This window comes from Pseudofrankia coriaricola (genome assembly GCF_001854805.1).
GTDB lineage: Bacteria > Actinomycetota > Actinomycetes > Frankiales > Frankiaceae > Pseudofrankia.
Genome location: NZ_MBLO01000280.1, coordinates 61,412 through 86,386 on the forward strand (window position 1 = coordinate 61,412; position 24,975 = coordinate 86,386).

The following is a 24,975-nucleotide window of genomic DNA, read 5'->3' on the forward strand; positions in this document are numbered from 1 at the left end:
TCGTTTGCCTATGTTTGCGAATGGCTGTGGTCTATCGACCCCAAGGGGAGTGGTTGTCGCTGGGGGCGCGAGTCCGCTTTCGAATACTTGTTCGAACTTGCTGGTCCCTTTGGGTGGGCGGGATCGGATGCCGCTACTGGGCACCATGATCGGGCACCGCGATCGGGCGACCGTGGTACCGCGACTGGGCGCGAGGACGGGCGCGTCGCCGTTGGCGCGCCCCGCCTCTCTCTGCGTGCCCCTTGCGGTGCTTTGGGCCATCCGCTAGAAAAATTCGGTTCGACATCGCCTTCGGGCCCGGCCTGACGACGGAGGCCGCGCTCGTGCGCTTCTGACAGGCTGACGACGGAGGCCGCGCTGCTGCGTTCCGATCCGGCTTGCGACAGGAACCGCGCTGTCGCGGTTCTGACCCGGCAACCGGCCAAGGCGTTTCACCGACCGGTGGTCCTCGTCGGCGAGGACGCTGTCTCGGACCTCCCCCCGCTGAGGTCCGAGACAGCGCCCTCGACGACTTTCCTCCGGGGTGCCCCCGCCCCCAGGACGCCGGGGAAGGCCCCCACTCCCAGCGCCGAAGCCCAAGCGTGGCCTAGTCCGATTGACGTAGCCAGCCTCGGAGATCTGTCCTCCACCGTCCGGCCTCGTGAGTCCGACCTCGCACGTTCGAGGATGTTTGGCCATGCGTGGACGGATCTCTTGCTACGCTGTCGATCTCCGTGGTAAAGCGAAGCGTCTCGCGCAAGGGGAACGACCTTGACGGATGTGCCGGCCGAGGATCTGTCCAAGCTGCTGTCCGGCCTGATGCGCGCTGCTAGGCGCAAGACCGACACCGGGCGGCAGGCGCTCGCCAACGACGAGCTGACCCGCGAGTACCTGGAGGCCGGGCTGCGGCTGATCGACGCGCAGCTGAGCCCCGGCGACGATGTCGATCCCGAGGACCGGCCGCTGTTTCGCTGGCTGTCGCAGCGCGCCGTCATCGACGAGGTCTGCGAGGGCGGCCGGCTGCGCGGCTCGGAGGGCAGCTTCCGTGATCGCTGGCCCTACCAGGCTGACTTCATCCGCGATGTGCTCGCGTACAGCCTGCGCGGCGCGCACTGGCAGGGCTTCCTGGACAGCACCGCGAACGCCCGCAACCGGCTCGCCGACGCCGAGGACGTGGTCCGCGCCGTCCACGACGCCGGCTACGACGACCTGACCGCCACGCGGCGCACCCCCGCGCTGCGCGCGCAGCTGATCGGCGCCGCGATGGCGGAGCGCGACGAGATCGCCCGCTCGACGCTGCAGGAGATGTACCGGATCAGCACGCAGGCGTGGCTGGAGGCCTACGAGAAGACGGTCGCGGTCCGCGGCCTGCGCATCCGCCCCGGGCTGACGCTCGAGGACATCAACTTCATCATGACCGCGACCGCCGAGGGGATGCAGCTGCGCCTCATGGTCGAGCCGGACGACGGCGTCATCGACCACGAGAAGCGCACCTCGCTGCTCGGCACCGCGGCCCTCGCCCTGATCGTCGCCTGTTTCGACCACCTGGGCGACGGCCTGAGCCTGGAGGAGGTCGTCGCCCTCGCCACCAGCCCCGCTCCGACGGCCGAGGCCGAACCGGGCGACAGGACCCAGAACGCCGCCGACACCGGCTGACCGGGTTCCCGGAGCGGGACTCCCACGCGAATCCAGCCGGTGCTGCCGGAGGGTTAGCCGGTCGCGCCGGGCAGGGGGTCGTGCTGGTCGAGCTGGCGGGTGGCCGCCTGGCAGGCGGACTCGACCTGCGTGGGGTCGAGGACGACGAGGTGCTCGACGACCCGGCTGGCCATCGCCGTGAAGGCCGCCCGCTCGCTGGCGGACAGCGGGGCGAGCACATGGTCCTCGACGAGGCGCAGCCGAGTCTGCGCGTCCTCGTAGGCGACGCGGCCACGCTCGGTGCCGACGATCCTGCGGGCGCGCCGGTCGGCGGGGTCCGGCCGGCGCTCGACGAGGCCCGCCTTCTCCATGTCATCGATGAGGCGGACCATGACCGTCCGGTCGATGCCGAACCGGCGGGCGACCTCGATCTGGTTCGGCGCGTTGCCGCGGATCGCGTCCCCGAGGACGCGCAGCCCGCGCAGCCCGCCGGGCACCGAGTCGATCGCGGCCGAAGCGGTGATCAGGTAGCCGTGCTGGATCTGGCCGACCAGCCAGCCGACGTCCTTCGTGACGTCGTCATCGCCTGCCGCGTCGCAGGCCGAGCTGTCCGCGGGGACGCAGGAGTCCAGGGCGCCGGGAGCGTCCGGGCGCGGCGCGTCCGGCTGGGCTCCCGTTAGCTGCGTCACCGGGTCACCATACCCCGGAACACGATCCGATCGTCTGTGTTTAAGATGAGCGCCACAGCAGCTAATCTACTCGAGAGACGATCTGGAGACAGATGATCTGCTGGTAGATGATCTGTCCGATAGCTGACCGGACCTCCGGTCCCAAGACGCCCTCCAAGGAGAGCCCGATGGCCCACCTGCTGCACCTCGACTCGAGCATCGCCGGCGACAACTCGGTGTCACGCGCGGTGGCGCGCGAGTACGTCGCGGCCTGGCAGGAGAACAACCCCGCCGGCGCGGTGACCCACCGCGACCTGGCCGCCGCGCCGCCGGCGCACCTGGACTGGACCATCGTCTCCGCGGGCATGACCCCGGACGACCAGCGGACGCCGGAGCAGACGGAGGCGCTCAAGGCCCGCCAGGGCTACATCGGCGAGGTCACCGTCGCCGACGAGGTCGTGATCACCGCTCCGATGTACAACTGGTCGCTCCCGACAACCCTGAAGGCGTGGATCGACCAGCTGATCATCCCCGGGGTCACCGTGGCGGACGCGGACAACCCCGGCCTGTTCCACGGCAAGAAGGTCACCGTCGTGACCACGCAGGGCGGTTCGTACTCGCCGGGCGCGCCGAAGGAGGGCTGGGACCACGTCTCCCCGTACCTCGAGCACGTGCTGGAGGCCCTCGGCGCCGACAACGTCGAGTTCGTCAACGTCGAGATGACACTGTCCGTCGTCAACCCGGCGCTGGCCCAGTTCACCGACGTGTTCCACGCCTCCCGCGCCGCCGCCACCGAGAGCATCAAGGCCCGCGTCCTGGTCTGAGCCCCCTCGGCCCAGCCGCACGGCCAGCGCCGGCCGGCGCCCGCCATCCGTTCACGAGACCGATGGCGGGCGCCGGCCGGCGTCGTCGTCCGTGTCCCGCGTTCCGGGTTTCCGTGTCCCGTGTTTCCGCCGTACCGCGTGGCCGGCTGGGCGCGGCCCGAGCGCCACCCGAGCGCCGCGGGAGCTGTCCTCTTCCCGTGCCTCTTCCCCTCGTGCCGCCGCGTCACCGGATCCGGTGAACGGGGCGTGGGACGGGGAGATCATTGCTACTGTGCCCGGTGTGGCACAGGAGAAATCCGGCTGGGAGCTGGCGCAGGTCAACATCGCGCGGCTGCGGGCACCGCTGGACAGTCCGCGGCTGGCCGACTTCGTCGCCGCGCTCGAGCCGGTCAACGCGCTGGCGGACGCCGCCCCCGGGTTCCGCTGGCGGCTGCAGACCGAGGACGGCGACGCCACCGCGGTCACCGCGTTCGAGTGGGACGCCGGGAGCAGCGCCGGGGTGATCGTCAACCTCACCGTCTGGGAGTCGGTGGAGGCGCTGGGCGCCTTCGCCTACTCGGGGCTGCACCGCGAGGTGCTGGGCCGCCGTCGGGAGTGGTTCGAGGCCATGGCGGAGGCCTACTCGGCCCTGTGGTGGGTCCCCGCCGGGGAGTGGCCGTCCACCGCCGACGCCGAGGACCGCGTCCGCCACCTGCGCAGCCACGGCTCCACCCCCTGGGCCTTCGGCCTGCGCGACCACTTCCCCCCGCCGGACCAGCCAGCGGCAGGCCCGAGCGCCGGCCGGTCCGACTGGATGTGCCCAGCCTGACGGACCGGCCGCAACCCGGCCCGTGCGTTCCCCTGGGCCTGTTCGATCCCTGAGGCCCTGAGCGTGCCTTTGCCGCCGCCAGAACCCGCTGGCCGGTCTGGCTGGGCGCCCGCCGCCGCCGTGGTCACCGGCGAGCGTGAGGAACATCAGCCGGCCTCGACCGCCGCCGCGGGGGCTGGGCGCGGCGTGCGCAGGCCACGGGCGATGAGCAAAGCGCCGGCGAGCACCACCGTGGCGTCGACGCCGATGGCCAGGCGCAGGGCGGCGAGCGAGTCGAGCCCGCCGGCGGCGATGGCGACGGCGCTCATGACCGGCACACCCAGCGCGATGGCGACCTGCTGGGTCATCGTCGCGACACCCGTGGCCAGGCCCTGCTCGTGGTCGGGCAGCCCGGACGTCGCCGCCACCATGAAACCGACGATCGCGCAGACGTGCCCGATCGCGCCGACGAAGGTCGTGGCGGCGACCAGCCACAGAGAGACGGTGGTGCCTCCCGAGAACACGAGCAGGCCCGTCAGCACCGACTGGACGGCGAGCCCGCCGACGAGGGCACGGCGCACCCCGAACGCGACGACCACCCGCGGCCCGACCATCCCGCCGATGATCGCCCCGGCTCCCATCGCGACCAGCATCAGGCCCGTCTGGAGCGGGTTGAGACCGAGCAGATGCTGCATGTACATCGTCAGGAGGAACACCAGCGCCGGCTCCATCGAGAACGTCACGAACCCGGCCACGTTGCCCCAGCCCACCGTGCGCCGGGTCAGGATCGTGACCGGCACGAGCGGGTGGGAGTGGCGTCGCTCGGCGGCCCAGAACCCGGCGAGCAGGGTCACGGCGGCCAGGACGCAGCCGATGGCCCACGGGTCGTCGGCGCCGCGCTCGCCCAGCCGGGTCGCGCCGTACACGAGCGCGAGCAGGCCGGACGTCACGAGCGCCGCCCCTGGAAGGTCCAGCCGGGTCCGCACCCTGGCCGCCGGGTCGGCCAGCACGAACGGCGCGACCGCGACGACGACCGCGGCGATCGGCACGTTGATGAGGAACGCCCAGCGCCAGCTCGCCACGTCGGTCAGGACGCCGCCGAGAATGGCGCCGCAGGTGAACCCGGTGGACATCATCACGCTGTTCAGCCCGAGGGCGCGCTGGCGCGCCGGGCCCTCCGGGAAGGTCGTGGTCAGCAGCGACAACGCCGCCGGGGTGACCGCCGCCGTCGCCAGGCCCTGCGCGGCCCGAGCCGTGAGCAGGACCGCGGGGCTGGTGGCGAGGCCGCCGAGCAGCGAGGCCAGGCCGAGCGCCGTCATGCCGATGAGGAAGACGCGCAGCTTGCCGACGTAGTCGCCGATGCGGCCGAACAGGAGCGTGAACCCGGCGGCGCACAGCGCGAACGCCGTCGCGATCCACTGCGCGTTCGCGTCGGAGAACCCCAGGCTCGTCCCGACCGTCGGCAGCGCCACGTTCAGGACCGAGAAGTCGACGGCGAGCGTGAACTGGGAGGCCAGCAGCAGCACCAGCACGAGGCCCTGGCCGCGGGTCATGCGGGCCGCCACCGCGGCGGCCGGGTCCGCCTGGTCGGTGGTCGCGGTGGATGTCAGAGTGGTCACACCGCCCACGGTGCGTCCGCCGGCCGGCGACAGCGACAGCCCTGCGCCACCACCCCTCGGCGTGCCTACCACCGGCAGGGATACCCAGCGTCCTGCGCCGTCGGGCACGATGGAGGTCATGGCGACGGAGCTCGGTGACTTCCTGCGCACCCGACGGGCCGCGGTCAGCCCCGCGGCCGTCGGGCTCGTCTCCTACGGCGCGCGGCGCGTCCCTGGCCTGCGCCGCGAGGAGCTGGCGCACCTGGCCGGAGTGAGCCCGACCTACTACACGCGCCTGGAGCAGGCCGACCACCACAACGTCTCCGACAGCGTCCTCGACGCGCTCGCCCGCGTGCTGACGCTGACCGACGCCGAGCATGAGCACCTGCGCCGGCTGGCCCGTCCCGAGCCTCGGCCGGTCCGGCGCCGCCGCGTCGAACGGCCACGGCCCGCGGCGCTCGGGCTCGTCCGCGCGGCGCCGGGGCCGGCGCTCCTCGTCGACCACCGCCAGGACGTGCTCGCCTGGAACGCCCTCGGCCACCGGCTCGTCGGTCTCGGCTACCCGTTCGAGGCGCCGGACGACGTCCGCGACCGGCCGAACTTCGCCCGGATGTTCTTCCTGGCCCTGGGTGGGCGCGACCTGTACGCCGAGTCGGACCAGATGGCCCGGCAGATGGTCGGCTTCCTGCGCTACTCCTCCGGCCTGCACCCCGACGACCACGAGCTGAGCTGCCTGGTCGGCGAGCTCGTCCAGCGCAGCGACCAGTTCGCCGCCCTGTGGGCCAAGCACCAGGTCCTGGACTGCGGCCATGGCGTGAAGAAGTTCCAGCACCCGCTGGTCGGGCGCCTCGACCTCACCTACGAGGCGATGCCCCTCCCCGAGAGCAGCCACCGCATGGTCCTTTACCACGCCGAGCCCGGCACCCCCGCCGCCGACGCCCTGGCCCTGCTCGCCCGGCACTGACAGCGCCCCGCCCGCGCGCCGCTGGTTCGTCCGCGCGGCCGACCCAGATGGCCCAGTCCGGGGCTCGGCCCGGCCGAGCCACCGACAAGGGGCCCGTCTGTCTTCGCGTCGTCCGTGGTCCCACTAGGGTGTAGCTCCGTTGGGATCACTACTCGGGAACAGAGACGATGGCCCAGTCTGGTTTTCCCGCGCCCCATGGCGACCCGCCACTGCCCGTCCAGGCGCGGCGGTCGCCGTGGCGCCGTCCGCTGTGGATTTCCTTGATCATCCTGTCCGGCGGCTGGGTCTCCTTCGTTGTCACCATCTGCGTGCTCGTCGTCAGCGTCATGCGCGACTCGTACGAGCAATACGAAGCGGGCAGGGACCATCGCAGAGACGTCCACGTCGACGATTGCTTCGTCGACGAGGCTGGCAGCATGAGCACGACAGTGACGGTGACGAACAGCACGGATCGATCCGCGTCCTATGCGGTGCAGATCGCGTTCACCGGGCCTTACCACCCCGAGGTGGTCTACGTCAGCTCGACCTTCGTGCCCCGCCTCCGCCCGGACTCGACCGCGCGGGAGCAGGTGGTCAGCTTCTCGTCAGACATGGCCAGTGCTGGGTGGGTGGGCTGCCGGATACTGTCCGCGGAGCGGACCACGCTGCCATGACCGGTGCCATTGACGGGGACTATCCGGCGACTCGCGCGCTGGAAGAGGATGCCCTGGGGCGACAGCGGATCCTCGGCGAGGACCACCCTCGCGCGGTCCGTTCCAAAGACGATCCTGGTGCCGATTGATGGGTCACCCGGCCGCGCCCGCCACAACCAGCGGGTGATGCCTCCGCCGCACCCGCGAACGGCCTGCGGCAAGGTGCAAGCTCAGTGCCGGGCAGCCGCGATTCAGGTGCTGATAGCCCGTCACGCTCTGAGACACACATCTCGACAGACAGGCTGATCCGACCCAGTTCGCCTCCGGCCCGTCGGAGGCGAACCGTGTCGGACTGGCAAGCCGATAGGCAGGCCTATCCGACACAGTTCGCCCCGACCCTGTCGATGTGTGTCAGATGGGCAAGCCCAGAGACTGGCTGATCCGACACGATTCGCGTTTGCGCCCGTGCCTCGGTGGACGACCACCCAGTCCCGGTGCGCGTGGAGTTGGGCAGACCTACCCACCCAGGCCGCGGGCGGCCTTCCACGGCCATTTCAGCCGTGTGCATTTGAACACCCTCTGCGATCACGCCGGGTGTCGGCCCTGACCTGGACCGACTCGGCGGGCGACGCCGCGAGCACCTCGTCGTTGCCGCGGTCCGCGACCGCACGGGTCGCCTCGAGGACCGCTTCGTAACGGCCAGGAGATCGCATTGGTGACGACCACGTAGGGGGTGGGCCGTCTAGGCAGTAGGGCCGCTTCCGCGATGTCCGGCCGGCTGCGCCCTGAACAACGTGTGTGAGGGTCGGTGGCAGGATGGCTGGATGGTTGGCCCGGATCGGCGTGACCTCGGCGGTGTGTTCAACGAGGTGGCGGAACTTTACGACCGCGTGCGGCCCGGTTATCCCGATGAGATGTTCGCGGACCTCGTCGCACTCACCGCCATGGACGAAGAATCGTCGGTGCTTGAGGTGGGGTGCGGTACGGGGCAGGCGACGCGCTCGCTGGCGGCGTTGGGTCACCCGGTGACGGCCATCGAGCCTGGCGCGGAACTGGCCGCGCTGGCTCGTCACCGGCTCTCGGCCTTTCGCGCCGTCAACGTCGAGACGTCGAGGTTCGAGGAGTGGGACGACCGCGGGCGGCGCTTCGACGTCCTCGTGGCCGCCTCGGCGTGGCACTGGGTCGCCCCCTCGACCGGCTGGCGGCGGGCCCACGACGTGCTCCGTCCCGGAGGATGGATGGCGCTTCTCGGCCACGTCGTCGTTCGCCGCCCCGGCGAACCGGAGGTGTATGCCGAGACCGCCGACCTCCACGAACGTTTTTCCCCGGGCAATCCCGACTGGGGTCATCCGCCTATCGAGGATGACGTACGCAAAACCGACGAGGGCTGGGGCCAGGTGCGTGACCCCGGCGGTTTGTTCGGGCCGACGGTCGTGCGCTGGTACCCGACGGTTCAGTGGTTCGACGGGGACGGCTTTGCCGATCTCCTCCGCTCGATGTCGCCGTACCGACGGCTTGCCCCCGGCGTCCGGGAGCCGCTGCTCGACGCGGTCGCTGAGCGCATCCGCACCCGTATGGGTAACCGGGCCTCACGCCACTATCTGAGCGTTCTGCGCCTTGGACAGCGCACCGACTGAAGTTCCGCCCGGACTCCTGGTTGTGGGCGGTGTCCGGGGGCTGGTGCGGTTAGTTGTCGGCGAGGGCTGCCGTGAGGCGGGGCAGGATGTCGCGCCAGCCTCCGCTCATGCGCTCATAGGCGTCGCGGTCGCGCTTGTCGTCGAGGTTGAAGCCGCTGTGCTCGAGGAGCAGGCGGGTACCGGTGCCTTCGGCGACAAGGCGCCAGGTGAGCGTCCAGGTCGCGTTGAACGTGTAGACGAGCTTGCGCGCGGGTTCGACTTCAAGGACTTCGCAGGCCACAGGTCCCCAGCCGGGCATCTGGAGGTGGAAACGGTGGCCCACGATCGGGGCGATGTCGCCGGGAACCCACCAGCGGGCATGTAGATCGGGGTCGGTCAGGGAGCGCCAGACCTTGCTGGGTGGGGCCGCGATGAACTGGTCGACGGTGATGGTCGCGGTGGTCGACTCGGTCATGGGTCCTCTTCGGTTTCGGTGATGTCGGCGATGGCGCGGAGGCGATCGCGCCAGAAGCGTTCGAAGGGGTGCAGCCAGCCGCTGACCTGGGCCAGCGGCTCAGCGGTCAGGTGGTAGAGCCGCTGGCGGCCGACGGCCTCGTCGCGGACCAGTGCGGCGCGGCGGAGGATCTGCAGGTGCTCGGCGACCGCGGGCCGGCTCAGGTCGAACTGGTCAGCGAGGTCGCCCGCGGTGCGAGGGCCCTGGTCGAGAAGCTGTAGCAGGCGGCGCCGTACGGGGTTGGCCAACGCGAGGAACACGTCGTCGTCGGACACAGACAAAAAGTTACGTCGGAGAACTCCGACATGTCAAGGATTCCCGACGCTTCCGCTCGGGAGTTGTGTAGTCGTCCTTGGCATCGCCCCGGGGGATGTGAGCGGGAGGCAGTTGACCATGGTCAACTGCGGCGGCAGCGTGCTGTAGGCCGAGCCGAGCCGAGCCGAGCCGGTTCGACGGCGGTACCCCGCGCGCTTGACCTCATGTGTGGTTGAGGTTGCAGCCTGGCCACATGACGACGACGGGCATCATCGACGACGGGACCCATGCGGCTGAGATCAGGGTGATCAGGCAGGTGGTCGCCACGCTCGAGCACTCCCAGCAGAACGAGCTCCCCGACGAGTTCATCGGCTTGTTCCGGCCCGACGCGATCTGGACTACGGGCCACGGCCGGCGCCTGTTCGGCCTCGACGAGATCTCGGCGTTCACCCACAAGGTGCTTCCCGGCGGAATGAAGGGCCTGACGGCCACCTACGAGGTGGTGCACGTGCTGTTCATCCGGCCCGACGTCGCCGCGGTGAAGGTGCGTCAGCGTTATCTGACCTCTGACGGCCGGCCGATCGAAGGCCAGAACGAGGGCAGCCCGCTGTACGTCATGGCCAAGGAGGATGGGAGGTGGTGTCTGGTCGCCTGCCAGAACACCGAGGTGCTCGACGGCTGACAGCTGCCGTCAGGACAGGACCCGTTTCCAGCGAGGTCGGAAGCCGGGCCGTCAGCTGGCGGGTGCGTAGCGGCGGGCGGCGCCGGTCAGCAGGCCGAGGCCGGCCTGACCGGGCAGCCGGTCGATCTGCGCGTCGATCCGCTCCGCCTCGCGCCGCCCGGGCTCGCCGGCGAGCAGGTATCCGAGCACGAAGGCGGTCTCCTCGGCGGGCATGACCCCGGTCCCGACCGGGGACCACAGCCGGCGTAGGGCCCATCGCGTGACCAGGCGTGCCCGCCGGCTCGCGGCCAGCCGGGCTCGAGCCTCGCTCGCGTAGAAGGCGATATGCCGGCTCTCCTGGGCCATGATCCGAGTCAGCAGCGTGGTCAGCGCGGGATGCCGCTCGCGCTCGATCAGCCGCGCGTAACCCGACCGGGTGGTCCATTCGTTCACCGCGCCCCAACTCATGTGCACGGCGACGAAGTCGTTGCCGACCAGTGAGGACGCCGCCGCGGACAGCACGGGCTTCACGCTGTCGAGGCGGCCTTGGCGGTCGCGGACCGCGGCGTTGCGCTCGTCGCCGTGCGGCTCGCCGTGCGCGGCGAGCACCGAGCCGAGCGCGACGCCGTGGGAGTGCTCCTCGTAGTTCCAGACGGTGAGGAACGTGGTGATCCGCGGGTCGCGATGCGACGACGTCATGAGCAGGTCACGCAGGTAGCAGACCGTATGGCTCTCCACGTCGTGCATGTAGCGCAGGCAGCGCAGGCCGTCGTCGGACAGCCGCCGGCGGGCGAACTCCGACGCCAGGTCACCCAGGTCGTCGGTGCGTACCGGGCCCGCGGTCCGCGCGAAGCTGTCAACATCGAATGCCATCGTCGGCCGCCTTGTCAGTCATGTGAGCGCACGCGTTCCTGGCTGTCGGGTCCGTGCCGTCGCTTCGGCGCGGCACGCATCCGCCAGGCCCGCTGTCGCCGGTTGTTCGGGGCCGCGACGCACGCGGATGGGGTCGGGCAGCCGACATGAGTTCGGGCGGCCCGGCTGGTGCGGGTCGACAGACGCATCGGCGGGGTAGCGGAGCGGAGGCAAGGGCCGCGCCGTGCTCACCCCGAACTCACACCCATCCGCCTGGCCGACGGCTCCGAACACCTCTTGCCAGCGGCCGGTGCGGACCTCGTCACCACCAGCCAGCCACCCGACCAGCCCGCCACACGGCCAGCGGCACACGCTCACGGTGGCCCGCGCCTCCCTGGCACGCACCCCCGGCAGCGTCGGCGACACGCGTCGCCGACGACGAGCATGACCGGCAACCAGGAGGACGCGGTGTCTGACACCGTCGATGACCGGCGCCTGCGGGAACTGAGCGACGCGTCCGAGGATCTGCACAGCGATGCCATGCGGGGCAGCCGCGTGGCCGTCGCGGACCTTGTCGAGGCGGCCGCGCCCGGCAGACGGATGTCGAGGGGCGGCGCGGCGCTCGCTGTCGGCCTCGCCGGGGCGGGAGTGCTCGCGACGGCGACGCGCGGCTCGGCGGCGACGATGGATGTGGCGATCCTGCAGACCGCCGCGTCGATCGAGAATCTCGCGGTCAGTACCTACACGACGGCCCTCACGCTGCCGTTCATCGGTGGCGCCGAGGCGAACGCCGTCGTCAAGGCGTTCGCGATGAAGACGATGGCGCAGCACGTGGATCACGCGACGGCGTTCAACGCCGCGGCGGTCGGGCTCGGTGGTCAGGCCCAGACCGCTCTGGACCCGAAGTACGCCAAGGTCGTCGACGCGGCGATACCAACGATCAAAGGCCCCGGCGACGTGGTGTCACTCGCGATCACCCTCGAGGACGTGGCCGCGCAGACCTACACCAAGAACGTCAGCCAGGTGGGCAGTTCGATGTTGCGCAAGTTGTTCGGCAGCGTCGCCGCCGTGGAGGCGCAGCACCGGGCCATCCTGCTCGCCGTCGCCGCGCTGCTCGGCGGTGGCGCCGCCGATCTGATCGCGCTGCCGCCCGATGCGGCGAAGCTCCCGAAGGCCGCCGGTGGCGTCGGTTTCCCCGACGCCTTCTATTCGACCTCGATGGCCTCTCCGTCGACTGAAGGAGCGGTTTGATGACCCGGTACGACCAGACCCAGCCGGACGGGAAACCGCGCGGCGAGATGGGCGTCGGAGACGCGGAGCTCCGCGCGTTGACGAAGGACCTCGACGCGCTGCACCGGGACACCTTCCCGACCGCGTTGGAGCAGCTGCGCGACACGACCAGCGCGACGCGGGCCACGATCAGGGGGTTGGCCCGCGGGCCGGCCAGTCGGCGTGGAGTGTTGCTCCGCGGCCTGGCCGCGGCCGGAGCGGGCCTGCTCGCGGCGTGCGGCGGCTCGGACGGCGGCGGGAAGCGGACGGCCATGGGCGGGACACCGACCCGGGTGGCCAGCCCGTACACCGGCGACCTGAGAGTGGTCGCGCTTGCGGCGGCCCTGGAGAATCTCGCCGTCGCGGCCTACACGATGGCGCTGACGAAGGCGGCCGCCGGCGACTACGGCGCGGTGCCCGGAGCCGTCGGAGAATTCGCGACGGTCGCCCGCTCGCAGCACGCCGAGCATGCGAAGGCGTGGAACGGGGTGCTGTCCGGAGCCAAGCTGCCGACGATTACCGGCACGCCGCTGACAATCGCCGCTTCGGAGGTCGCGAAGGTAAAGGCCACGAAGTCCGTCCCCGAGCTCGCCGCCTACGCGCTCGGTCTGGAGAACGCGGCCGCGCACACCTATCTGTACGCGATGGCGAACGTGTCCGACAGCGGCGGGATCGCGACCGCGGCGACGATCGCGCCGGTCGAGGCGATGCACGCGGCCGTGCTGGCCTTCATCGCCGGGGACTACCCGGTACCGGACGCGTTCATCGACACCAGTTCCGCCGTCGGCCCAGCGGCACTGACAGCCTGACTCGTCGGCCGGCGTCGCTGATCGTCTGACGCCCTCCTCGAGGTGCCAGCCGCCACCGCGAGGAGGGTCGCCAACCTGGCCAGCACCGCCACCGCCGCGAGTCCGGCCGTCGCCCGCGAGACGTTGTCGACGACGTGTCTCCCGTCAGGCCTCACCCCGGCCCAGGTCAGGTCCACGGCATCATCGACGCGTTCGCGCGGATCCTCACCGAGCGGAGCCGAGCAGCGCGACCTGCACCTTCCTGCGCCCTCAGGTCTGTCGGTGGGCGGTCGTAGGATGACCTCTGGTCGCGGAGGAGTGCCGATGTCTGAGTTCGCTGGGTTTCCCGTCGAGGCGCTGATCTTCTTCGAGGGGCTCGAGGCGGACAACAGCAAGGCGTACTGGACGGATCACCGGGAGACCTACGAGAGGGCCGTGCGGGCTCCGATGCTCGCCCTGCTCGCGGCGCTTGAGCCGGAGTTCGGCGAGCCGCACGTGTTCCGGCCGTACCGCGATGTCCGGTTCTCCAAGGACAAGTCCCCGTACAAGACAGCGATCGGCGCGCACTGCGGGCGGGGCGGCTACGTCCAGGTGTCGGCGAACGGGCTGATGGCCGCCTCCGGGTACTGGCAGACCGCGTCGGACCAGGTCGAACGGTTGCGGGCGGCGGTCGCCGACGACGTACGCGGGCCGGCGCTGGAGGCGATCGTCGAAAGACTCCGCGCGGCGGGATATGAGATATCGGGTACCCAGCTCAGCACCCGGCCGCGTGGCTACGCCGCCGACCATCCACGCATCGAGTTGCTCCGCTACAAAACGCTCACCGCGCACCGGGACTTCGGCGAGCCACCGTGGCTCGCCGAGCCGGCCTGTGTGGAGCAGGTCGCCTCTGCCTGGCGCGACATGCGCCAGCTGACCGACTGGCTCGACCAGCAGGTCGGCCCCACCCGCCTGCCACAGTCCCGCCGCCGCTGACCTAGGCGGCCCGGCCTTCCGCCGAGGCGCCGGCACAGCGCGGATCGTGTCGGATCAGCCTGTCTATCGAGATGCGCGTCCTGAGACACACAAGAGATATAGGCGGCGGCGCCGTTGGTCGGCCTCGGGCGGTCGACGAAGCCTCAGCACACGAAGTCCTGATCACTCAAGAACCGGGGACGCGCAAGGTCCGACCGCCAGGGAGCTAGGCTCCGTCCAGGTCTGCCAGGGTGGCTTTCGTGCGCATGATGTCCGGGTGGGTGATCCTCCCCGAGGATCCGCCGCCGCCGGGCCAGCACGTCGTCGAACATCGGCCGCGCGGCCGGATAGTCCCCCTGCACCTGCACCACGGCCGCGAGTTCATGCGCGGCGGTGAGCGTGTCCGGGTGATCCTCGCTAAGTAGCTCCCGGTATCGGACGTGGGCCTCCGCCGCGAGACCGCGGCTGTTCGGGTAGTCGCCGCGCTCCCGTAGATACCGGATCAGCCAGAGGATCATGTGACGGCTGTCAGGGTCGTCGTCCTCGACGAGCCCGGTCGCGAGGGCGTGTGTGTAGATCTGGGCGTAGCGGGGCCAGGCGTCCGGCCGGTCCCGCACCGGCGGATGGCCTCGGGCGAGCCGTCGACGCGCCGCGGTCCGCAGCGCCGGCCGTAGCTCGGTGGGTGTGTCGTCGCGCAGCACCTCCGCTACCAGGCGGTGCATCACTACCGCACCACCGGCGGCACGGACCAGTGCCAGGGAGACCAGCCGGCCGACCGTCTCCGCCAACCCGATCCGATCCGCCGCGACCTCGCCGAGCGGCGCGGGCAGCACCCCGGCTACCTCCGGACGGACCAAGTCCAGCGGGATCGGCTCCGGCCCGAAACCCGCCCACAACCGAGCAAGCAGCACCGCCGCCGGATCGTCAAGTTGTTCCAGGGTTACCGTCCACGTCGCCGCGACCGGACGCACCCCGACCGGCGTGCCCCGGCTCATCAACCGCCGCAGCTCCACGCCCAGCAGATCGGCGTACTCGCCGGGACCCATCCCGGTGTCCGCGAGAAACGCCCCCGCCTGCTCCACCGCCAACGGCAGATCCCCCAACAGCCCCGCGAGCCGATCCCCATCCGGCCCACCCAGGTCCGCCACATGGCGTTGTAGCAGCGCGACCGCGTCCGCCCGCGGCAGCACATCGACCGCGACGCCGTCTGCCAGCCGTGACCAGCGATGATCCCGGCTCGTCACCAGCACATGCCCACCCGAGGCACCCGCCGCCGACAACAACCCGAACAGATCCCCCGGCGCGCCCACGTTGTCGACCACCACCAGCCAGCGGCCGAACCGACGCCCCGAGGCCAGCAACGCCACCACAGCCCGCACCGACTCCTCGGCAGCCCCCGCCACCGCCACGCCGACCCGCTCCGCCAGCCGCACCAACGCCGCCAACGCCAACGCCGCATCCTGCGCCGGCACCCACCACACCAGCTCATACGTCGCGGCGAACCGGTAGCAGTACTCCACCGCCACCTGCGTCTTCCCGACCCCGCCCAACCCGTGCAGCGCCACCGGCACGACCGCCGCCGACCCCGACGCCACCAGCCGATCCCGCAACTCCGTCAACTCATCGGCGCGGCCGGTGAACAGCGGATTGCGTGGCCAGGCCAGCTCCCAGACCACACCACCCGCCGGACTACTGAGCTGTCGGAAGGTGGTGCTGTACTTCTGTGACTTGGTCAGCCAGTGGCCGCAGCGAAACGGCGAACTACATAGCAAATGGTGACGCGGATCACCTCGCTATCGCGGGGCTGTGTGGTGATCGCCGACCTGTCTCTCTCACAGACAGCGTCCGCCGTCGTCTTCTCGTTCGGGTTGTCGACGTGTCCTCGTTGGCCGAGGTTCGCACGGTCCTCGCCGTCCGCCGGCTTGCCTGTCAGATTGGCCGTACCGCCGACGAGCCCGCGCTGTTCGCGGACCAGTGCGACCGGCCCTGGCCGGGGGATCGACGCCAGCCCGACCAGAACCGGCAGTCGCCACTATCGGCTACCAAACGACTTCTGAAAGTGGCCGCGATAGTGCCAACGTGGGGACACCCCGGCGTCGAAAAGGGCCACCGTGGGGCCAGCGTGCCCATGACTGCTGACACAGCGCCCCGCGAGCGCGACCATCCGTAGCACCAGCGCTGGAAGGCGACGTAGCCATGCCCCCGAGTCCGACCGCGAACCCTGCTTGCCCTGCTCCTCGTCCGCCACAACTGGACCTGTTGAGCAGTTCTGCCAGGTGTTCGCGGACACCGCAGCAGGCATGGACGTGCCCATCAATTCGGTCGGCTACCGGACCGCCAAACGCTGGCTTGAAGAGGCGGGGACCAGCCCTGACCACTCCCCGTCGGTAGGAGGGCAACTCATGGCCCGCGCTGCCCCAGTAACACTCAAAATCTTTCTTGTGCCCGTCTGGCGAGTCGAACGGGGCCGGTCCGGCTCAGCTGGCCGGTGACGGCTCGGGCGGGCGACTGAACCCTCGGGCGCCCATTACGGTGATCGGCCGTGCTGTCCAGAGCCGCGAGAGCCTGTGACATCCTGGGACAGTGCTTTTGAGCGATCATGCGAGCAGTGTCGAACTCTGCCTGCTGCGGTATCAGTTCTCCGAAGTTCGCGGTGACCCATACGACGACAACTGGCTAGTCGTCGGTGGAACGGTGACGACTCCCGACGGCACCTGGTCCTTTGCCGATCCGTGTCTGCTGACCCATGAAGCCCATGAGGTGTCCGCCTGGTTGCGCGCAGTGACCGAGAGAGCAGTGGCCGTAACCGGACCTGATTCCGAAGGTCGGTTGTCTCCGGATACGTGGTTCGTCGAGCCGGTCCTGGCCGTAAGTCTCGCAGGTCGAAGCGAGGGTTGGGCGGTGATTCGCTTTCACCTGTCCTTGGAGGCAGCGCCCCCATGGCAGCAGAACGATGACGGGGCGGACATTTACCAGCACGTCGTGGAGGTGCGGGTGGATGCAGTTACGCTGCTTCACGCAGCTGACCAATGGGACCTTGCTCTGGCTTCCTTCCCGACTCGCTGATCAGCGGTGACCCATCTCCGGGATGTCGGCCGGATCGTTGAGTGGCTGGCCGAAGTCGGTCAGCAGCTCCTCCGTGCGGCGGGCAACGCAATGGTGGAGGTCGATCCCGCGGGCCCAGCCGTGGTTGGCGGCATCGACCTCAAGATCGCTGTCGCGGACAATCTGTACGTGTTTTTTTTAAATCTGTACGGGTTTCAAGGCCGGCCTTCGGCCGCCACGCCGCGCGCGCCGCACGCGACGCGCGCGGGCAGGACCCGTCAGCCCCTCCACGCCACGGGGCCCCGCCCTCGCTTCGCTCGGGCACCCCGGGCGTGTCGGGTCTGCCACCCGCCCGCACGCGTCGGAGCGTAGGCGCGTCGCCGACAAACAACGTCCTCGCCATCGGTCACCGAGCCAGACGACGGCCGAAGGCACCCAACCCGAACAGTCCAGCCAGCACGGCCAGCAAGAGGAACACGGGCCACCATGGGCCGTCGTCAGCCACGAGCCGTGGCACGCCGATGGACGTTGCTACAAACAGGATCATCGCAGCGAGCTGAATGCACCGTCCCACGCGCCGCCGTCTCGCGAGGCTTGCCTGTTCCATAACATCCGCGACGACCTCACGGTGCTCATACAGCCAACCGACGGGATCGTCGAGGGAACTGCCCCCTGCGGTGAGAACGGACTGACGCAGCGCCGCAGGGTTATCGGCACGCAACAGAACTCCGTCGACACGCGCTCCCTTCTCCGACCGCGTCGAGCGGTAACCGAACGGCAGGTCGGTGTTCGGCGCGAGCGCTGCGTCAAGTCGCAGCGGCGGCACGCGCTGCGGCTCAGTGAACATCAACAGAAGGTTCGGCCTGGTCATCGGCCCCGTGGTGAACAGGTAGGGGACGGCCAACTCACGGGCAAGCACCGGCTGCGGCTCCTGAGCACCTTCCGCCGGCGGCGTAGCCGACAGATCCTGTACAGCAACGTGGCGCGCAGGTATCGCCCACGCTCGACCACCGAAGTAACCGGGCAACATCATCCGCACGGCGCCGCCGTCGCACACCACCCGGGGTTTGCGGATCACGAACCAGTACGCCTTCAACCCCGTAGACTCATCCGGTCCCGGCGCACCGTCTCGCATCGCCCGCCTCCTACCAAGCCATTGGCCTGCCGTGCACGGATCGCATTTCCAATGACCGACTACGCAGTCTCGATACCGTAGCGCCGATGGTCTTACGGGATGGCGACGGCATCAAGGCGCCCCTTCGGGGCGCGCGCCGTGCCGCCGCACGCGCCATGCACGGGCGGGGCCCCGTCAGTCCGCCACGCCCCGGGGCCCCGCCTCGCTTCGCTCGGCACCCCGGGCGTGTCGGACTGCCACCCCGCCCGCGCCTGTCGGAGCGTCGCCCCGTCGCCACGAACGACCGAGGCTACGCGCGCACACCGCCCGAGCCGATACTCTCAGCCACCATGAGCGTTAAGGTCGAGGTCGTCCGGACCGTCACCGCCGAACTCGTCGAGGCGTTCGACCGGCTGCTTCCCCAGCTCTCCCACAACGCCGCACCCCTCGACGCCGAGGCTCTCGCCCGCCTCGTCGGGTGGCAAGGCAACCAGTTGCTCGCCGCTCGGGTCGACGACCGCATCCATGGCGTGCTGACGCTGGTGATGTTCCCGATCCCGACCGGTCTGCGCGCCTGGATCGAAGACGTGATTGTCGACGAAGCCGGCCGAGGGCAAGGTATCGGAGCCGCCCTCACCAAGGAAGCCATCCGTCTGGCCCAGGAGGCCGGAGCGCGTACCGTCGACCTCACGTCCCGCCCGTCACGCCAAGCGGCCAACAGGCTGTATGAACGCCTCGGTTTCCAGCTCCGCGACTCCAAGGTGTACCGATACGCCCCGTAGCCAACGGCGCTTTCGGCCGCCGCACGAGCAAGGGGGCGACCGCGGATTCCATCCGCAAACCCCGCGACAACCCCGCGACCGAACCGCGCCCGCCGACGCGAGACTGTCCTGTAGCAGGGAACGCCAGGCGCGACCAGACAGCCGACGTCGCACGGCGAGGATGCGCGCCACCGCGTCGCACGACGGGTAGCAGTGGGATGCCCAATTCCCCGTTGTGTCGAATGGTCTAACGGCCTGGCGACGGCATCTAGAACCATGATCCTATGGGCGTGTGCTGTGGGCTGCGCCTCGGTCAGTGGCTCGCGATGACCTTCATCTACGCCGCTGGGTGCCGATCAGGTGCAAGGGCGTCGGCCAGACCGGTATGCCTGCACATGGCTACCTTGACCTCAAGTCCGGTTGAAGTTCTAGCGTGACCGTCTGACGTCGGAACGTCGCTATGCGGCGGCCAGGACGCATTGCCACGCGCCGAAGGGAAGGACTGTCATGGTCTCGGGCATCAAGGGGTATCCCGACGAGGTGCTGGCGGCGCAGCCGATCGGGTACTGGAGCGGCGAGACCTACCGCAGAGTTGTCGGCCGGATCCGCGCGGATCTGGCGGTCGAGGGGCTCACTCAGCCGCACTGGTGGATCCTCAACCATGTCGCAGGTGCTCCAGCCGAGTGGAATCGCACCCGTCTGATCCAACGGCTGTCACCGTTCGACGATCTCGACAGTGATTTTGACGGCGTCGTCGACGATCTGCTCAAGCGCGGCTGGATGACTCAGACACAGGCAGGCACCTTCAGTCTCACTGAGGACGGAGAGGCGGGGCGGACCCGTGCCGCCGACCGTAGCCACCGGGCGCTGGCGCAGGTCCACGATGGCATCGCCCCGTCGGAGTACGTGGCCGCGCTCAACGTCCTACGACGGATGATCGCAAATCTCGGTGGCGATGCGGACCTGCCTTGACGAGCGACGGCTGCGGCTGCGGACCGCCGTAACCAATTGCCATGACTTGACCAGGGCCGGCCGTCGGCCGGGCCGACGGCCAACCGTTCTCCGCGCCGTTCACCGGGCCACCGCCGCACGGTCCGTGTCGAGCAGGGAGGCGACCAGCCCGGCACCGATCGCGTCGCCGGTGTCGATCCCGTCGTGTGCCGCCAGCAGCCGCACCCCTGCCCGGCGCAGCGTGTCCAGGACCGCCGAGCGGCCTGTGTCCGTCGAGGCGATCCGGTCGAGCGGGTCGACTATCACGACGCCGTAGCCAGCGGTCCGGACCAGCCGGATCACCGTGCCCCAGGCATCAAGCCCCGGACCGACCTGGCAGACCGACCCGCCCGCCGTCCAGCCCCGCGCCGCACACGCCGCCTGAAACACCACCTGCTGAGCCGGCAGGTCCGGCGCCCCGACGGCGCGGCGGGTGAAGGACAACGCCGGCACCGCCGACACCGAGTCCCCGCCGGCGCGCTCGGCCGACGAGGGGAGGCGCGCAGGTTCGTCGCGGTTGTGGGCGCGTTCATCGACCGGATGACGCCTCTGTGACTGGTGCTGATCGCCCTCGGGGCGTGCAGGGGTTAGATACTCGCCGCCGCGGTGGGAGGTGAACGTCGCGCCGTCAGCGTCTGAGGCCGTCGATGACGAGGTCCAGAGCGTTGATCATCTCGGTGCGGGCTGTCTCGGTGTCGGCGGCGCGGGCGATGTAGAGGGCCGCCTCGTCGCTGGCGCCCATGATGATGTGGGCGAGCGGGCCGACCGGCTGTTGGCGGATGCGGCCGATCTCCATTCCCCAGGAGAGCACGTCCTTGACGAGGCCGAAGACGTGGCGTTGGCACAGTTCCCGCCACTCGGCCCAGCCCAGTACCGAAGGGCCGTCGAGCAGGACTATCCGGTGGACCTCCGGCTCGACGCAGATCCGCAGCCAGACACTCGCGGCCAGCCGCATCGCCTCGATCGGGTCGGTCAGGCCCGCGTCGGCGACCTCGCCCGCGATGCGGGTCGAGACGTCCGCCTCGACGGCCTCGACGACCGCGGCGAACAGGGCGGTCTTGTCGACGAACTGGTGGTAGAGCGCCCCGCGGCTCACCCCGGCCGCCGCCACGATCGCCTCCGTCGCGACCGCGGCGAAGCCCTCCTCGGCGAACAGCCGCCGGCCGGCGGCGACCAGCGCCGCCCGCGTCGCCGCGGAGCGGTCCACCTGACGGCGCCGTGAGGGCTTCGGTTCTGGGCTTGGCAACGCGGTCACAGACCGATTCTGCTCCGCATGGGCGGTTGTCTTACATACAGGCTGTCGGTATGTTGCTTCGTATGGAAGCCTCACCTCCCGCCGACGTCATCGACCTGCCCCAGGGCCAGGTCTGGTACCGCGCGGCAGGTCCGCAACCGTCGGACCTGCCGCCCGTGGTGTTCGTGCACGGCCTCCTCGTGGACGGCCAGCTGTGGACCGCCGCGGCCGATCTCCTCGCCCGACAGGGCGTGCGCAGCTACGCGCCGACGCTGCCCCTCGGTGCCCATCCGGTGCCGATGAGCCCCGACGCCGACCTCAGCCCGCGGGGCGTCGCCCGCCTGGTGCTCGACCTGATCGCGGCCCTCGACCTGCGGGACGTCACCCTCGTCGGCAACGACACTGGCGGCGCGATAGTCCAGTTCGTCCTCGACACCGATCCGACCCGCATCGGCCGGGTCGTGCTCACCAACTGCGACGCGTTCGACGCCTTTCCCCCGCCGCCCTTCACGACGCTCGTGCGCGCGCTGCGCCACCCGGCGCTGGTCGCGGCGATGGTCCCCGGCCTCCGGTCGGCACGGCTTCGGCACGGGCGGCTCGGCTTCGGCCCCCTGTCGGGCCGGCCGTTCGACCCGGAGTTGACCAAGGCCTGGGTCAGGCCGCTCGCCGACGGTCGGGTCCGCCGCGACGTGGCCAAGCTGGCCCGTGGCATCGACCCGAAGGAGCTGCTCGACGTCTCAACGCGGCTGGACAAGATAGACAGGCCGGTACACCTCCTCTGGGGCGACGGCGACCGTTTCTTCACCGTCGACTTCGGCCGGCGCCTCGCCGATGCCTTCCGCGACGCGACCTTTGAGACCGTCGCGGGCGGCCGGACGTTCGTCCCCCTCGATCACCCCGACCGCCTGGCCGCCGCCGTTCTCGCCACGACCTGAGAACGCGGGCGGCAGCGTGACGCCTGAAGGTTGAACGGCGGGCCAGAGGTCTGTTCGCCGAGATTGTTCCTCCGGGCCACCGGAGGAGGTTTCTCAAAGGCAGCGGACCGCGCTGGACGAGGGTGGCCGGGCGTCAGTCGTCAGCCGTCACACGCTCCGATGCCGGACTGGACGGGGCCTGGGATGGCGGGATCTCCGCCGATGGCTGGCGTCGGTGACCGCGCCAGGTCAGCAGCACGGTCAGAAAGACGGCGGCGACGAACCCCGTCGCCACGGTGAAGGCGCCGGCCATACCGCTCGCCAGCAGGTGGTGGCGCAGTTCCAGCGGGTCGAGACCGGCTGGCGGGTTCCTGGCGGCGTCGCGGCTCGCCGCGCCGTATACCGTGACCAGCAACGCGAGGCCGAGCGTGGCCCCGACCTGCTGCGTCACGACCATCATGCTCGAGGCCGCTCCGGCGTCTTTCGGGCTGACGCCGGCGACCACGCTGATGTTGAGCGGCACGACGAGCAGGCCGACGCCGAGCCCGAACAGCAGCATCGGGCCGAAAATCCCGGCCGGGTAGCTGGTGTTCTCCGAGAGCTGGGTGAGCCAGGCCATCCCGCCGCCGCAGAGCACGGCACCGGCGAGCATGAGCGGCTTCGGGCCGAGCCTCGGCAGCAGCGCGGACGTCCGCTGGGCCGAGACGAGGAGGCCGACCGACAGTGGGAGGAACGCGAGGCCCGCCCGTAGCGCGCTGAAGCCAAGAACCTCCTGGAGGAACTGGGTGGTGAAGAAGAACATGCTGAACATGCTTCCGATCACCAGCAGGAGCACGAGGTAGGAGCGGGCCCTGGCGGGTTCGGCCACCAGTCGCAGGGGGACCAGCGGTTGGTCGACCCGGGCCTCATGGACGACGAACAGCGGCAGCACGGCGACCGCGAGCCCGAGCGCGGTCAGCGTCCAGGTGTCGCCCCAGCCGTCGGACGACGCCCGGATGAAGCCGTACGTCAGGGCCGCCAGGCCGACGGTCGCGGCCAGGGCGCCGGCGACGTCGAACCGCCCGGGGTTGCGCAGCGGGCCGCGGATGAATGTCGGCGCCAGCGCCGCGACCCCGATCGCGATCGGCACGTTGATGAACATGACCCAGCGCCAGGACACCCAGGTCGTGAGCATCCCGCCGAGGATGAGGCCGATCGACCCGCCGACCCCGTTGGCCGCGGCCCAGGCCGCGAGTGCTTTTGTCCGCCGGGGGCCTTCGGGGAAGTTCGCCGTGAGCAGCGCGAGGGCGTTCGGCGACGCACAGGCGGCGCCGACGCCCTGGCCGACGCGGCAGGCGACGAGCATCCAGGACTCGGTTCCCAGGCCGCCGGCCAGCGAGGCGACGCCGAACAGCAGGACGCCGGCCTGGAAGACCCGCAGCCGGCCGAGGATGTCGCCGGCCCGGCCGCCAAGCAGAAGGAGCCCGCCGAACGCGAGCGTGTAGGCGTTGAGCACCCAGGCCAGGTCGGTGGGCGAGAAGCGCAGCGCGCGCTGGATGTCAGGGAGCGCGACGTTCACGATCGTGGTGTCCAGGACGAGCATGAGCTGGCTGCTCACGATCACGACGAGCGCGACGCGGCTCCGCGTCCGGTCGGGTGGAGCGGTCCGGTCGGGTGGAGCGCCAGAGGGACGCTCGTCGCGCGGAGCCGCCGCCGCGGCAGTCGACATCGATACCTCCTCGACGGAGCCCGGATAAGGTCCGATCTCGTACCTTGCGGGCATGCTAGCAACACCGTCGGGCTCTTGGGTACCAAGACGTACCTTAAAGTTGGCGGTACGATCGGGCCTGTGTCGCGAGGGTCGAGCGCGTCGGCCGGGTGGGACCGGGTGGGAGCAGACAGCCGATGACGGTCGCCCCCACCTCCGGCCCGCGTACCGGCGCGGCCACGCGCCGTCGCGGCGACAACCTGCGAAAAGCGATCTTCGACGCGGTGTTCGAGCAGATGCAGGCCGTCGGCTACGCCAATCTGACGATGGACAAGGTCGCGGCGGCCGCCCGGACCAGCAAGACCGTCCTCTACCGCCGGTGGGCGACGAAGGACGACATGATCGACGAGGCGTTGCGGGACGCCCTGCCCACCCCCGCCGCCGTGGCGCTGTCCGGCGACGTGCGCACGGACGTGCACGCGCTGTTGCGGTGCGTGCAGGATTCCTTCACCTCGACCAGGGGGACAGCGTTCCAGCTGGTCTCCGCGCAGGCCGGCTGCGAGCGAGGGTTCGTGCGCCAGGCGGTCATCCAGTACGTCGTCGAGCCCTGCATCGAGCTGATCTTCGAGGTGCTGCGGCGCGGCGCCGAGCGCGGCGAGGTCCGCCCCGAGGCGGCCTCCAGGCTGGTGGCCAGCAGCGGTCCGGCGATGCTGGTCCAGTACTCCCTGCTCCACGGCACGGTGCTGCCCGACGAGTTCGTCGCCTCCGTCGTCGATCAGATCGTGCTGCCCCTGGTGGCGCAGGCTCCCGCCGGCGGCGACCGTCCCACCTCGACGCCACCGGCACCCGTCACCGCCGCTTAGTGGTGAGGGCCGGCGTCGCCGGCCACGTGGGGCGTCGGAAAATGCCTGTGGTCACCTGGACGACGTCGGGCGAGCTTGGTGCCGAAGGTTGAGCCCGTCGCTTAGTGTGACGTGGGGATCTGCAGGCACGTGGGACTGCTGCTTCGAGCGCGACCTCTAGACTCTTTGATCATCGGATCCCCCCGGGTGGCCGCCCTGTCCTGTCGGGACGACCGTCTGGGGGTCTGATGGAAGCGCAGGTGGCGCGGTGCGCCGGTCTGGACGTGCACAAGGACGAGATCGTGGCCTGTGTGCGGGTCACCGAGCGGCCGGGTGGGTCTGCCCAGGTCCAGTTGCACACGTTCGGGGCCACGACCCGGGAGCTGCTGGCG

Annotated in this window: 25 protein-coding genes; 15 read left to right on the forward strand and 10 right to left on the reverse strand. The window is 70.4% G+C overall.

All coding sequences use genetic code 11. The features are described from left to right. The first annotated feature begins 759 nt into the window (after positions 1–759). Positions 760–1,635, forward strand: coding sequence for a hypothetical protein (locus BCD48_RS45020; protein WP_083420194.1), 876 nt, complete (start codon positions 760–762; stop codon positions 1,633–1,635). A gap of 53 nt (positions 1,636–1,688) precedes the next feature. Here BCD48_RS45020 and BCD48_RS45025 read toward each other — a convergent pair whose 3' ends face one another. Next, entirely contained in the window at positions 1,689–2,303 is a 615-nt protein-coding gene (locus BCD48_RS45025) for a MarR family winged helix-turn-helix transcriptional regulator (RefSeq protein WP_083420195.1), read from the reverse strand. A 167-nt stretch (positions 2,304–2,470) separates the two neighbouring features. Here BCD48_RS45025 and BCD48_RS45030 point away from each other — a divergent pair, with 167 nt between their 5' ends. Next, a complete protein-coding gene (locus BCD48_RS45030) occupies positions 2,471–3,106 on the forward strand; it encodes an FMN-dependent NADH-azoreductase (protein ID WP_071055064.1) in 636 nt (211 codons plus the stop codon). 280 nt (positions 3,107–3,386) lie between these two features. After that, on the forward strand, positions 3,387–3,914 hold the full coding sequence (locus BCD48_RS45035; protein ID WP_071055066.1) for a DUF3291 domain-containing protein: 528 nt from the start codon (positions 3,387–3,389) through the stop codon (positions 3,912–3,914). A gap of 146 nt (positions 3,915–4,060) precedes the next feature. Here BCD48_RS45035 and BCD48_RS45040 read toward each other — a convergent pair whose 3' ends face one another. Then, the gene (locus BCD48_RS45040) at positions 4,061–5,512 is read right to left on the reverse strand and encodes an MFS transporter (RefSeq protein ID WP_241842485.1); all 1,452 of its coding nucleotides are present in this window, start codon (positions 5,510–5,512) and stop codon (positions 4,061–4,063) included. A gap of 118 nt (positions 5,513–5,630) precedes the next feature. Between BCD48_RS45040 and BCD48_RS45045 the strand changes: the two genes are divergently transcribed. The 3 genes from BCD48_RS45045 to BCD48_RS45055 all read left to right on the forward strand — a co-directional run bounded on the left by BCD48_RS45045 (position 5,631) and on the right by BCD48_RS45055 (position 8,724). Continuing rightward, positions 5,631–6,455: a helix-turn-helix transcriptional regulator gene (locus tag BCD48_RS45045; protein ID WP_071055069.1), complete on the forward strand. Its 825-nt coding sequence runs from the start codon at positions 5,631–5,633 to the stop codon at positions 6,453–6,455. A 260-nt stretch (positions 6,456–6,715) separates the two neighbouring features. Next, positions 6,716–7,108, forward strand: coding sequence for a hypothetical protein (locus BCD48_RS45050; RefSeq protein WP_071055072.1), 393 nt, complete (start codon positions 6,716–6,718; stop codon positions 7,106–7,108). A gap of 836 nt (positions 7,109–7,944) precedes the next feature. After that, the gene (locus BCD48_RS45055) at positions 7,945–8,724 is read left to right on the forward strand and encodes a class I SAM-dependent methyltransferase (protein ID WP_241842486.1); all 780 of its coding nucleotides are present in this window, start codon (positions 7,945–7,947) and stop codon (positions 8,722–8,724) included. 49 nt (positions 8,725–8,773) lie between these two features. Here the strand turns inward: BCD48_RS45055 and BCD48_RS45060 are convergent, their stop codons facing one another. Both BCD48_RS45060 and BCD48_RS45065 read right to left on the reverse strand, forming a co-directional pair. Further along, positions 8,774–9,178 carry an SRPBCC family protein gene (locus BCD48_RS45060; RefSeq protein ID WP_071055079.1) on the reverse strand — a complete coding sequence of 135 codons (405 nt, stop codon included), beginning with the start codon at positions 9,176–9,178 and terminating at the stop codon, positions 8,774–8,776. After that, complete coding sequence (locus BCD48_RS45065; protein ID WP_071055082.1) at positions 9,175–9,492, reverse strand: metalloregulator ArsR/SmtB family transcription factor; 318 nt, start codon at positions 9,490–9,492, stop codon at positions 9,175–9,177. The genes BCD48_RS45060 and BCD48_RS45065 overlap by 4 nt, the downstream gene beginning before the upstream one ends. A 233-nt stretch (positions 9,493–9,725) precedes the next feature. Between BCD48_RS45065 and BCD48_RS45070 the strand changes: the two genes are divergently transcribed. Beyond that, a complete protein-coding gene (locus BCD48_RS45070; RefSeq protein ID WP_071055084.1) occupies positions 9,726–10,154 on the forward strand; it encodes an SgcJ/EcaC family oxidoreductase in 429 nt (142 codons plus the stop codon). Between the two features lie 51 nt (positions 10,155–10,205). Here BCD48_RS45070 and BCD48_RS45075 read toward each other — a convergent pair whose 3' ends face one another. Further along, positions 10,206–11,006, reverse strand: coding sequence for a hypothetical protein (locus BCD48_RS45075; RefSeq protein ID WP_071055086.1), 801 nt, complete (start codon positions 11,004–11,006; stop codon positions 10,206–10,208). A gap of 447 nt (positions 11,007–11,453) precedes the next feature. Here BCD48_RS45075 and BCD48_RS45080 point away from each other — a divergent pair, with 447 nt between their 5' ends. The 3 genes from BCD48_RS45080 (at position 11,454) to BCD48_RS45090 (ending at position 14,017) form a co-directional block, all read left to right on the forward strand. Then, positions 11,454–12,236, forward strand: coding sequence for a ferritin-like domain-containing protein (locus tag BCD48_RS45080; RefSeq protein WP_083420205.1), 783 nt, complete (start codon positions 11,454–11,456; stop codon positions 12,234–12,236). Next, positions 12,236–13,063, forward strand: a complete 828-nt coding sequence (locus BCD48_RS45085; RefSeq protein ID WP_071055090.1) for a ferritin-like domain-containing protein — start codon at positions 12,236–12,238, stop codon at positions 13,061–13,063. Before BCD48_RS45080 ends, BCD48_RS45085 begins: the two co-directional genes overlap by 1 nt. Positions 13,064–13,366: 303 nt before the next feature. Next, positions 13,367–14,017, forward strand: a complete 651-nt coding sequence (locus BCD48_RS45090) for a DUF2461 domain-containing protein (RefSeq protein ID WP_071055093.1) — start codon at positions 13,367–13,369, stop codon at positions 14,015–14,017. A 143-nt stretch (positions 14,018–14,160) separates the two neighbouring features. Here the strand turns inward: BCD48_RS45090 and fxsT are convergent, their stop codons facing one another. Next, positions 14,161–15,672, reverse strand: a complete 1,512-nt coding sequence (gene fxsT, locus BCD48_RS45095; RefSeq protein WP_071055096.1) for an FxSxx-COOH system tetratricopeptide repeat protein — start codon at positions 15,670–15,672, stop codon at positions 14,161–14,163. Positions 15,673–16,585: 913 nt separating this feature from the next. Here fxsT and BCD48_RS52860 point away from each other — a divergent pair. Continuing rightward, positions 16,586–17,062, forward strand: a complete 477-nt coding sequence (locus BCD48_RS52860) for a WapI family immunity protein (protein WP_198543669.1) — start codon at positions 16,586–16,588, stop codon at positions 17,060–17,062. A gap of 385 nt (positions 17,063–17,447) precedes the next feature. Here BCD48_RS52860 and BCD48_RS45100 read toward each other — a convergent pair whose 3' ends face one another. Then, positions 17,448–18,137, reverse strand: a complete 690-nt coding sequence (locus BCD48_RS45100; protein WP_241842487.1) for a hypothetical protein — start codon at positions 18,135–18,137, stop codon at positions 17,448–17,450. Positions 18,138–18,505: 368 nt separating this feature from the next. Here BCD48_RS45100 and BCD48_RS45105 point away from each other — a divergent pair, with 368 nt between their 5' ends. Further along, a complete protein-coding gene (locus BCD48_RS45105; protein ID WP_071055102.1) occupies positions 18,506–18,937 on the forward strand; it encodes a GNAT family N-acetyltransferase in 432 nt (143 codons plus the stop codon). A gap of 486 nt (positions 18,938–19,423) precedes the next feature. Then, positions 19,424–19,888: a winged helix DNA-binding protein gene (locus tag BCD48_RS45110; protein WP_071055104.1), complete on the forward strand. Its 465-nt coding sequence runs from the start codon at positions 19,424–19,426 to the stop codon at positions 19,886–19,888. Between the two features lie 99 nt (positions 19,889–19,987). Here BCD48_RS45110 and BCD48_RS45115 read toward each other — a convergent pair whose 3' ends face one another. Then, positions 19,988–20,359, reverse strand: a complete 372-nt coding sequence (locus BCD48_RS45115) for a serine integrase family protein (protein ID WP_241842488.1) — start codon at positions 20,357–20,359, stop codon at positions 19,988–19,990. A gap of 175 nt (positions 20,360–20,534) precedes the next feature. Further along, positions 20,535–21,113, reverse strand: a complete 579-nt coding sequence (locus BCD48_RS45120) for a TetR/AcrR family transcriptional regulator (protein ID WP_241842489.1) — start codon at positions 21,111–21,113, stop codon at positions 20,535–20,537. A 110-nt stretch (positions 21,114–21,223) separates the two neighbouring features. Between BCD48_RS45120 and BCD48_RS45125 the strand changes: the two genes are divergently transcribed. After that, on the forward strand, positions 21,224–22,075 hold the full coding sequence (locus tag BCD48_RS45125) for an alpha/beta fold hydrolase (protein WP_071055113.1): 852 nt from the start codon (positions 21,224–21,226) through the stop codon (positions 22,073–22,075). A 133-nt stretch (positions 22,076–22,208) separates the two neighbouring features. Here BCD48_RS45125 and BCD48_RS45130 read toward each other — a convergent pair whose 3' ends face one another. Further along, positions 22,209–23,762 (reverse strand): MFS transporter, encoded by a 1,554-nt coding sequence (locus tag BCD48_RS45130; RefSeq protein ID WP_083420201.1) that lies wholly within the window; start codon positions 23,760–23,762, stop codon positions 22,209–22,211. 176 nt (positions 23,763–23,938) lie between these two features. Between BCD48_RS45130 and BCD48_RS45135 the strand changes: the two genes are divergently transcribed. Next, positions 23,939–24,604, forward strand: coding sequence for a TetR/AcrR family transcriptional regulator (locus tag BCD48_RS45135; RefSeq protein ID WP_071055116.1), 666 nt, complete (start codon positions 23,939–23,941; stop codon positions 24,602–24,604). Positions 24,605–24,975 lie beyond the last annotated feature (371 nt).